This window comes from Bacillus sp. V5-8f (genome assembly GCF_002863565.1).
Taxonomy (GTDB): domain Bacteria; phylum Bacillota; class Bacilli; order Bacillales; family DSM-1321; genus Peribacillus.
In genome coordinates this window covers 65,811-75,686 of the sequence record NZ_PGUW01000010.1, presented here as the reverse complement: position 1 = coordinate 75,686, position 9,876 = coordinate 65,811, and the positions used below count along the sequence as shown (strand labels likewise).

The 9,876-nt window shown below is 36.9% G+C and carries 13 protein-coding genes; 4 read left to right on the top strand and 9 right to left on the bottom strand.

Going from position 1 to position 9,876, the window contains the following annotated elements; translation table 11 throughout:
- Positions 1–364 precede the first annotated feature (364 nt).
- The 3 genes from yjcZ to CUU64_RS13285 all read right to left on the bottom strand — a co-directional run bounded on the left by yjcZ (position 365) and on the right by CUU64_RS13285 (position 2,524).
- Positions 365–508, bottom strand: coding sequence for a sporulation protein YjcZ (gene yjcZ / locus CUU64_RS13295; RefSeq protein WP_101634103.1), 144 nt, complete (start codon positions 506–508; stop codon positions 365–367).
- A 324-nt stretch (positions 509–832) separates the two neighbouring features.
- On the bottom strand, positions 833–976 hold the full coding sequence (locus CUU64_RS13290) for a YjcZ family sporulation protein (RefSeq protein WP_101634102.1): 144 nt from the start codon (positions 974–976) through the stop codon (positions 833–835).
- 1,074 nt (positions 977–2,050) lie between these two features.
- Positions 2,051–2,524 carry a glycine/sarcosine/betaine reductase selenoprotein B family protein gene (locus tag CUU64_RS13285; protein WP_101634101.1) on the bottom strand — a complete coding sequence of 158 codons (474 nt, stop codon included), beginning with the start codon at positions 2,522–2,524 and terminating at the stop codon, positions 2,051–2,053.
- Positions 2,525–2,776: 252 nt separating this feature from the next.
- Here CUU64_RS13285 and CUU64_RS13280 point away from each other — a divergent pair, with 252 nt between their 5' ends.
- Positions 2,777–3,148, top strand: a complete 372-nt coding sequence (locus CUU64_RS13280; protein ID WP_101634100.1) for a cyclic-phosphate processing receiver domain-containing protein — start codon at positions 2,777–2,779, stop codon at positions 3,146–3,148.
- A gap of 414 nt (positions 3,149–3,562) precedes the next feature.
- Here CUU64_RS13280 and CUU64_RS13275 read toward each other — a convergent pair whose 3' ends face one another.
- The 3 genes from CUU64_RS13275 to CUU64_RS21710 form a co-directional block, all read right to left on the bottom strand.
- Positions 3,563–3,823: a hypothetical protein gene (locus tag CUU64_RS13275; protein ID WP_101634099.1), complete on the bottom strand. Its 261-nt coding sequence runs from the start codon at positions 3,821–3,823 to the stop codon at positions 3,563–3,565.
- 279 nt (positions 3,824–4,102) lie between these two features.
- Entirely contained in the window at positions 4,103–4,384 is a 282-nt protein-coding gene (locus tag CUU64_RS13270; RefSeq protein WP_101634098.1) for a hypothetical protein, read from the bottom strand.
- The gene (locus tag CUU64_RS21710; RefSeq protein WP_257985520.1) at positions 4,353–4,532 is read right to left on the bottom strand and encodes a hypothetical protein; all 180 of its coding nucleotides are present in this window, start codon (positions 4,530–4,532) and stop codon (positions 4,353–4,355) included. Before CUU64_RS21710 ends, CUU64_RS13270 begins: the two co-directional genes overlap by 32 nt.
- A 143-nt stretch (positions 4,533–4,675) precedes the next feature.
- Between CUU64_RS21710 and CUU64_RS13265 the strand changes: the two genes are divergently transcribed.
- Complete coding sequence (locus CUU64_RS13265; protein WP_101634111.1) at positions 4,676–5,086, top strand: SET domain-containing protein; 411 nt, start codon at positions 4,676–4,678, stop codon at positions 5,084–5,086.
- A 514-nt stretch (positions 5,087–5,600) separates the two neighbouring features.
- Here the strand turns inward: CUU64_RS13265 and CUU64_RS23140 are convergent.
- The gene (locus CUU64_RS23140) at positions 5,601–5,720 is read right to left on the bottom strand and encodes a hypothetical protein (RefSeq protein ID WP_374702720.1); all 120 of its coding nucleotides are present in this window, start codon (positions 5,718–5,720) and stop codon (positions 5,601–5,603) included.
- Between the two features lie 202 nt (positions 5,721–5,922).
- Positions 5,923–7,215, bottom strand: a complete 1,293-nt coding sequence (locus CUU64_RS13255; protein WP_101634096.1) for a hemolysin family protein — start codon at positions 7,213–7,215, stop codon at positions 5,923–5,925.
- A 1,145-nt stretch (positions 7,216–8,360) separates the two neighbouring features.
- Between CUU64_RS13255 and CUU64_RS13250 the strand changes: the two genes are divergently transcribed.
- Positions 8,361–8,546, top strand: coding sequence for a type Z 30S ribosomal protein S14 (locus CUU64_RS13250; protein ID WP_101634095.1), 186 nt, complete (start codon positions 8,361–8,363; stop codon positions 8,544–8,546).
- 547 nt (positions 8,547–9,093) lie between these two features.
- On the opposite strand, the gene CUU64_RS13245 is transcribed toward CUU64_RS13250, so the two are convergent.
- Entirely contained in the window at positions 9,094–9,273 is a 180-nt protein-coding gene (locus tag CUU64_RS13245) for a DUF2187 family protein (protein WP_101634094.1), read from the bottom strand.
- A 154-nt stretch (positions 9,274–9,427) separates the two neighbouring features.
- Here CUU64_RS13245 and CUU64_RS13240 point away from each other — a divergent pair, with 154 nt between their 5' ends.
- Positions 9,428–9,682, top strand: a complete 255-nt coding sequence (locus CUU64_RS13240; protein WP_101634093.1) for a hypothetical protein — start codon at positions 9,428–9,430, stop codon at positions 9,680–9,682.
- Positions 9,683–9,876 lie beyond the last annotated feature (194 nt).

Here is a 9,876-nt window from a genome sequence, read left to right as displayed (position 1 = left end):
CTAACTTTATTGGGTCAGATCACTTATTATTAGGCTTTCCTTTTTGATAAAAAGGCTGTCACTTTGATAGTTTGTACATATTATAAAGTAAGCGAACAGCCTTCTTGACCTTAAACCCAAGCACCCGATAGTATAAGTAAAACCTTTTACAATTCTGGTTGACCATACGCTTTAGCAAATTTGCCATGAAATAAAGCGCTGAGTAGGTAAGTCTCAGCGCAAATATAAATGAAGTGAATTTCATGAATAGGATACGGCTAATTCCTATGGATATTGTTGGGGTAGGTGTTGACTAAAAACACAGAAAAAACACACTGTTAAAAAGTGGATATTTAGAAAAAGTTGGTACAAAGCTGGAGATTTTTTAGTAAAAACATGAGCACCCAATGATCACCAATAAAATGAAAAGCACAAGGATTAGGGCGAAACCTCCGCCGAACCCACCGTAGCCACCATAGCCATAACCACCATAGCCTCCATAGCCATAACCACCATAGCAACCGAACATAACAACACCACCTCTCATAAGAGATAGAATACCTTATGTCATCTTTCTTGTATGGGTATAGGCGTGAGTCCTAATTTAGGATATTTTCATGAATGAAAAAACGATGGACAGTAAGTACATACGCTATATATAAAATAAGTAATTTGTTTCAAAATAAAGCGCTGAGAAGGCAAGTCTCAGCGCGATGATTATATAACGAAGCGAGTTTTATGAACAGGGTACGGTTAAATCCTGTTGGATATGGTTCGAATGAAACGCCGATCAGGCAAGACGTTGTTAAAACGGTATATTTTTTAAGTCGAAGAGATGGCACAGAGCGATTTCTTAGTTAAAACATGCGCAGCCAATGATAATCAATAAAATGAAAAGCACAAGGATTAGGGCGAAACCGCCACCGAACCCACCACAGCCTCCATAGCCGTAACCACCATAGCCGTAACCACCATAGCCTCCATAGCAACCGAACATAACAACACCACCTCTCATAAGGGATAGAATACCTTATGTCATCTTTCTTGTATGGGTATAGGTATATGTCTAGATTTTAAAATTTTTATAGGAGGACCTTGTGAAAGGATATCAAATTAATAAAGGATAGGAGCGAGGTAGTTAAAAACTACTTAAATGGTTCATGAAATCTCATTGCGTAACGAAAAAGGAGCGATTACTATGGGTGAAGAATACGGACGTGGCCGAGAGGCTGCATTTGTTCTTGTTATTGTCGTTCTGCTGATTATCATTTTAGGAGCCAGAATGTTCTACTGGGGCTAATCTAAAACAAGCCTAAAAATTTGGTACAAGCCTTTTTATGAGGCTTTTTTGTTTTAAAAATGGGCTGTCACTTTGATAGCTTGTACATATTATAAAGTAAGCCACAGCCAAACAGCATATTCGCCATTTTCCTCCTTTGCGAATGGCAAAGAATGAAGCCTGATAATTAGGGTGCCTGATTATTGGGCTTCTTCAATTTTATATCACTCCGAAACATATATTAATCTTTCGAAATACGCACGGACCAGAGAGTATGGAGGACTACAGTTCTAGATGATATCAATGGAGCCTAAATACAATGACTCCGGAGCAATACCGGAGCCATTTGTTAGTAGCTTAACACAAAAGGTCTTTTTTTGACTGTCCATTTTATAGGGCACAGTTCACTTTAGCTAAGGGGATTTATTTTTTTCTGCATGTAAGGGAATGAGTATTTTCAATACTGATACATCTTTTTTACATATTACACAAAAATAGTTCCCCTTTTAAAAAGACGGAAAGATGTTAACGTTGATACTTTAAGTTTGAATCGATAATCGTACCCGGCTCAGTAGACGTTTCTAATACTTCTAGTGCTAAACTGAGTACTTGTTTTTGCTGTTCTTTGGCTCCGGGTCCACCCACGGGGCTGCCAAAAGGAAAGCGATTATAAAGAGATCGGGGAACATTAACAATTTCAGAAATTTCTTTGGCTAACGTAAGTGCTACGGTTGGAATTCCATGAGATTCAATGGTTCGTGCGACCAGACCGGCCGACTGCTGGCAAAGTGGTCAGGAAGGAACCAATATGACAGCATCCACATTCTCTTTCTTTAACTTTTTTGCAACTTCAGGTGCAGTAACATTTTTTAAGGGATGGGGAACAGGAATATATCCCATAAAACTATAATGGGTTTCCGCTAAATCACCTATTTTTCCTTCTGACCGTAATTCTTTTAATACATCCAAAGGGAATACTACATTAGGATCTTTCCGTGCATTGGTTTGATCATAATGTTCATGAGCAAATGATACGGTGGATAAATCCGTATCAACTGGAATTTCCCGATAAGAAACATCACCTAGACCATAGTTGTCGTTAAACGGTGTCATTCCTTTTATATATACTCCACCGGTTGTAACGAGAGCAATTTTGGCCTCTGTCGTTTTTTTCTTAAAGGGTGTGAAGGGTGCTGCCTCGTTTCGTTCAAAACGAAAAGATGGAACCCATCGCTCTTGCACTGTTTTTTCTACTTTTTCAATCAATTGATATCCCTCCTTTACAAGACATCATAACAATGTTAATTTATCATCACAAATAATGTGAAACAGAAAAGGAGATGCCTGAGGAAGATTAACGAACAATGATAGTAAAAAAGGTTGTCATATATTAGCTTTTATAGTCGAATATGCCTTACTCTTACATTATTGTGTTAGACTTAATAGATAAAATCACATTATCTAGGGATTATTTGACTTTTCTTAGTCACTCCTTATTTAAAGGAAGGAGTATAAGAAATGGACAAAATTAGCGTTTTCCTCGATGACTATCGGAAAGCACCCGATGGCTATGTGTTAGTCGAGACTATTGACGAATGTATAAAGCTATTGCAGAACTTTGAGATTGAACATCTCTCTTTGGATCACGATTTATTAGATAGAACTAGGAATGGTTTCATGCTTGTTCAAACGATGGTTAAAGAAAAACTATTTGCAAAACGCATAACGATTCACTCTGCTAATTCAGTTGGCGGTAAAGCTATGTACAACTGTTTGAAACAAGCACAACATAATTTAATAATGCCCCCTGCCATTATTGTATCCTTAAGACCACTGCCCCTCCACTTCTTCCCGTCAAAGGTTATGCAACATTATTTAGACATACGGTAAACTCTTCTCTTTTATATTACATCCTTTATATTCTTTTTTAATTAATAGAAAAACTAGATAAGAACTATATGTCTTGTTTTTTCCATTAATTTCTAAATAATAGAGACAGAATTAAGATAAAAAAATATCAAAGGGCAATTTTATCACAATTTAGATTTGCCTTTTATTCCTTCTTCCGACTAACGACAAAATGAAACCGTATCACTCCTGCATATTTATAAATAGCACCCGTTTTGAATAGAAACACGTATTTGAGTCGGAAAATCAACACATGATCTAGTAAAAAACAATGTCTTGTTCACCTAACCTTTAATGCAAACAGGGCTAGTAAATATAGCCCTGTTTGCATTATGATTCGAACAAGCAGAGAAGTATCTGCCTCTAGTTCATTCATAAAAATATTGTTATCTTAATTTACGAACGATTAAACACATGCTTTATATGGTAAATTACTTTTCTCTCTGTGGAATTTTGGCTGGAGTCTGCAGTATGAACAAAAGCTGTTATCTTGTCTTTAATGAAATAAAGAGTCTTAGTATTTGAAGGGTCGAGCTTGGAGATGTCTTCTGAAAGTACAATAGCATCCTGATTAGAGTGAAAAAAATTGTAAACATCCTGTTCAGTATAAATATTACCTTTCTTTAACTCAGCAACTGTTTTTTGTTTAATAAGCATTGACATTCCTCCTTTTAAGTTATTAATTCGATACCGGCGTCTGTATTTCCTACATATTTTCTAATTTAACTTTAATATAGGGGATTTCTTTATTAGTATACTTATTCCGCATCAAATAACGCCTTTTTAACACCTTCCCAGAATACTATCTCTAGTTGTTTCACTATCTTCCGCAAAATAAAGAAAAGAATTACCAACTTGGGAACTCTTTTTTAGGGCTCGTTAATATTCAGATAAATCACGAGCTGTTCTTGCACGATACCTAGCTCTATAGGGGTCTCATTTGACAGTGAAAGCGTTACTAAAATGGACAATTGTTTTAGATAACGCCTTTGTATCCACATAAAGATTCAAATCGTCCACAAGCCCCGGCACTTGATCTCCCGTATCTTTTAGTTCCCCTCTGACTTGACTGACCGGAAAATCCCAAACAGCCTGACTTGACTGAGGCGGCACCAGTGTCCAGCCAAGCACCCCGAACATCCCAAAAATGACACAGTTAAGGACGCCATGAAATGTAAGCATAAAGTCAATGCTGACAGGCCCACATCCGAAAAACATTATTTGCCGCATAAACCAATGAAAATAAAATGGTGACGCCGAGTGCGCTATAGGAGAGACGTATGAATATTCCCTGTAGGCTCGTACTGAAACGTGTTCGAAATGCGAGGAGTATTAAACTGTATATAGCTAATATGTACAGCAACACTGAAACCAATTTCAAAGGAAACCAGAAAGCTTATGAAGTCACAGGTTATCAATTTGATTAATTAAAACAGTTGCTTTCTTCAGTATAAACCCTCATATTATATGATAAGGAAGTATAGACTAAAGAACTCGAAGGTGATTAACATTTTAGAAATAAAACCATCCCCCCTCAGCGATGGGGAATTCAATAGAGGCGTATTTGCGACAGTTGATATAGCAAAAGGTGAGCTTATACATGTAGCACCTGTCATCCCCTATCCCAATAGGGAGCATATTTTAATTGAGAACACAGTACTTGATGATTATGTGTTTGAGTATGGTAAAAACCACACTGCAGTTGTGCTGGGATATGGCATGCTATTTAATCATTCCTATAAGCCTAACGCAACTTATGACATTAACTTTAAGAATCATACATTTGAATTCTATGCATACACAGATATAAAAGCAGGAGAAGAGGTACTAATTAATTATAATGGCGATGTTGATGACAACGAACCACTATGGTTCAATAAAGATGAAGATGAAAACGGCAAGGATGAAACAGAACGATGATATTTTCTTACGTCCTCTGAGCATTCTTTTCATTTTGGGTTCATTCAAATAAACAAGCCCGCTGGTTTTGATTAGTCCTTTGTGCTTTTCAAGTTTAGAACATTACTATCATCACCAAGGGTTTTTTTATGCTCCAATCGCGTTTTCTTGGGTTACATGACTGCTGTCTCTTAGATATACAAAAAAGCCAGATATGGTAGCTGACCTTTTAACTATGGACCTTATTAGTTGAATTAGAAAGTTGCTGATAGGCTTTCTCTTAAAAGGCTGTCACTGTGATAGCTTGTACAAAATATAATGTAATCCACAGCCAAACAGCATATTTGCCACATGTCCTCCAAAATAGCATAGCCATAAGCCTGATAATTTGGAGTGCCGGATTATTGGGCTTATTGATTTATTGCCAAATATTTTTTTGGATGAGACGTTATGCCAGACAGTACGGTTTTTAAAAATTAGAGAACATAAATTCCTAGGGTCTGCCCCTAGTTAAAGTAAAATTTTAACCGTCTCCTCATCTGTTCCTTCTGCCGCATATAATTAGAGGCGTCATACTATCCTGATAATTTACATCGGCCCCGGGGGAATGAAGGACTTCAATTAGTTTAGGTCTTCCTTTTTCAGCCGCCGTCATAAGAGGTGTCATCATATACGCTTGTTTCATTATTTGGATCAGCCCCATTTTTAAGCAGTGTATTTACCATCAATTGCATCCAATCCGTAATATAATTATTCCAGCTGCTAACAAGGCAATTGAACCAAAGATCCAATTGTTTTTTTTCGAAAGAATCATTGAGTCCGCCTGATTAAAATATGACTGGATAGCATCAGCCCTTTTAGCTTATCTTTTGCGCCTCTATATATTCAATATGATTGCCATCAATTCCCTGGACAACAAACATATATCCACCTTCCTGAATTTCGTCACCCTGTTTAACATCCGTACGCTGGGTCAGAAACCACCCCCCCAATGTGTCCACATTTTCTTCGGATAAACGGGTTCCTAACAAATCATTCACATCCCTTATTGTTACTTTGGCATTAAAGATGAAATGTCCCTCTCCAACCTTCCGGACTTCAGGTACTTCTTCCGCATCAAATTCGTCCCGTATATCTCCCACAATTTCTTCTAGGATGTCTTCCACTGTAACGAGTCCTGATGTGCCTCCATACTCGTCATATAGGATGGCCATATGCACCCGTTGTTTTTGCATGGTAATCAATAATTGATCAACAGGAACCGTTTCAAGGACCTGGATGATTGGTTTCACATAGTTGGCCAAATTAAAGTCACTGGTGTTCCCAGTGATTTCGGCTGTAAGGATTCTCTTCATGTGGATAAGGCCTAAAACATGATCTTTATCCCCTCTTATAACGGGATACCTAGTATATTTTTCCTGTCGTATAACATCAAGAATGGTTTCAAAATCATCTTCTATAGATATGGTTACCATTTCAGTCCGCGGAACCATGATTTCCCTAGCAACCGTTTCGTCAAAATCAAAAATATTATTTACATACTTCATTTCTGCCTGGTTTATGGCTCCACTTTGATAACTTTCCGAAAGCAGAAACCGCAATTCTTCTTCTGAATGGGCAATTTCATGTTCCGTAGCAGGTTCCAAGCCAAACATCCGTGTAAGCGCACGAGCCGACCCATTTAACGCCCAAATGAATGGATACATGATTTTGGAAAACCAGATAATCGGTTTCGAAAACAATAGCGTAATGGCCTCTGTTTTTTGTATTGCCACCGTTTTCGGAGCGAGTTCCCCCATCACCACATGCAAAAATGTAACAATGGCAAACGCAAAAATAAATGAACCAATATTTTCCACATCCTCCGTTAAGTTCATAGCCACAAAAAGGGGATGCAGGAGACTTTCAATGGTGGGTTCGCCTATCCAGCCCAGTCCCAAGGCCGTTACGGTAATACCCAATTGGCAGGCTGATAAATATTGATCTAAATTGGATGTCGTTTCTTTCGCGGCACGGGCACCTTTTCTTCCTTCTGAAATCAACTGTTCTACCCGTGAAGGCCTCACTCGTATGATCGCAAACTCTGTTGCCACAAAGAAAGCTGTTAAGGCGATAAGAACAGCCAATAAGAATAAATTCATCAATTCCATGATCGTCCCTGAACAGGGGGCCACCTCCTTATACCAACTTTCTGCAACTAAACCGAACTTTTTTTCATAGTATTGACTTTGAGGAGAAGGAGTATCCCTTGTAAAGCCGGAATTGAAGTAGTGTTCTGTGTGTGGGAAAGAGTGGCTGATCCAACCCTTATCTATGCTTCAATAACGTAATGGGGACGTTGGACTTCATAGATAAAAAAGATATGAATATTAAAGACCACCCCTTTTTCTTTTACTAAGCACCGTTAGTTGAACAAGGAAACGTATTTGTTGCACAATTTTTATGTACTGTTCATTTATTCAGAGTTTATTTACAGCAGTGTTTGAATTTTTCTTCTCTCCCCAAAAAACAACTTCAAGGCATGAAACATATAAAAAGTAAAATTTTCGTGTAATAATGGGGAGATGATAGATAAATGGATATAGATAAAATAAAATACATGTTAGTTGATTTGAGTTTTTATGGCAATTGTGCAATTACGCATACTTTCCATCGCAATCACAAAGAAATATTGTCTGTGAATGGTCTAAAAACAAAAAATTCATTTCGATTTCCCAAACTGTAGAAACCTTTGATGATGTTGAATTCGCAGCAATAGCTATTTATAAGATGACGACTACTACCAGCCCAATGGGATAAATTACTTAAGAACACCCATTCCTCTTCCATTTAATTCTAACACTGCTATGCTTGAGGTGTGGCTTGGATCTCCACACACCTTGATTGGATGACTACTCAGTGGTCGATATCTGTTCAAGGTTTTTTAGGCAACAAAATGGGTCAAATGCGACATCAATGAGCAATTTTTTGGTTGAACTACCCTGCCCATTAGAAAAAAAGTGTTCCCACTTATGAATTCGTAAGTCAGTGGATTTTCCATAAATTTCTGGATAGTAGCCTTCTTCATAAGAATTTACGAATAATGTGTCCCTATAGAATCGGTACATTTAAGATTAATAATAATCAATAAGACAGCATGAATAATGATTATTGGAAAGTAAAATATAAAAAGGACGCTGTGAAGCATCGGTTTTACTGTGTGTTGTTTTCCTTGTCTGTGAAAAAGCTAACCTACTGGCAATAGGTTAGCTTTTACATTTATTTGAACACTTTCAGAAAGAAGGGAGGCCAAATTATGGCTAAAACATCTATGATCGTCAAACAAAGACGCACGCCTAAATACGAAGTCCAACAGTACACACGCTGTGAACGTTGCGGACGTCCACATTCTGTACTTCGTAAATTTAAACTTTGCCGTATTTGTTTTAGAGAACTTGCATATAAAGGGCAAATCCCCGGCGTGAAAAAAGCTAGTTGGTAAAAACCGGGTGGTTATAATCATATACAACATTCTCTTTTCCAGAATAAAAATTCTAGATTGTTTCCATAATAAATAATGAGGTCAAATCCTCCAACTTCTGTAATCGGACGGTAATACGTGAACAATTATTAAATTTGACTTCAAGAAAAAACAATCGTTGCGGAGAAAAAAACTAACGGATTCCACTACCTTCCCAGCCTTGTAGAATCTGTGTAGTTTTTTTCTTCTTTAGTACGAATATTCTCGCTTATTCTGGGTATAGTATAATTTATACGATAAAAATACCCAGTGAGATCATCCACTGAGTATCGGGAGAAAGAAACGATGAAAACGTTATCTGGAATATACCCAATATAAACTTGAAGTTAAATTGTACTTTTTTGCATGTATCTCTGTACAATTCAACTTCATAAAAATATATTATTGTTAGGAAGAAAATAGTGCAGTGTTATGGTCGGCAATGGTTAACATCTTCGTTTTTTCTTCCTGAACAATGAATACTTGAAAATAATCCAACCCACTGAATTTATAACAGTGGGTTTTTGTATTACTTCTTAATAATTTTGTAGTTCTTATGATTAATTACTGTGACACCTCCACCGAAAACTTCCTCGGTATTATTCTTCGTTATTTCAACAATTACGGAATTCTCATTGACTGTCCTTACAGTGCCTTCAATTCCACCATGAAATGTAATATTATCTCCTACGCTTGCTTTTTCAGCCATAGTATCCCCCTTTATTAATTCAATGCACATTTGTATCTTTTCCCTATTCACTTTAGAAAACACCGAACTTTTGACTTATCTTTTCGAATTTAAGTTTACACATAGAAAATTACGGAAATTTTTAGAATAAATAAAAATAAAAGGAGATGGTATGGTGAATGAACCGTTTGATCGGATATTAAAAAAACTCGACTTTAAAAACGTCCAATACAGCGGCACTCATGAATTTTTTGATGGTACTAAGCATGTTTATTATGTTGGGGAAATCGATGGAACAACTTATGAAATCGATATTAAAATGGTAGCTCCGGATAGAATTGAAATATGGGACAAGACATGGTTCGAAGAAGATGTTAGCTATTTAACTGAAGCCAAAAAGAGTACAAGGGGTTGGCAGTTCACCGGATAATTGATTAAAGATACCACCGCTTAATTAATTGGTGGTATCTTTAATTTAAAAAACCGCCTATGATTAGGCGGCTGAAAGTTTAGGATTACTTCCATATTTATTATCATCTTGTATCATCTTGCTGACTATCTTTACATAGAAAAATGATCAATATGTGGACTTCATCATTAAACAATTTACCACTAACTAATGAT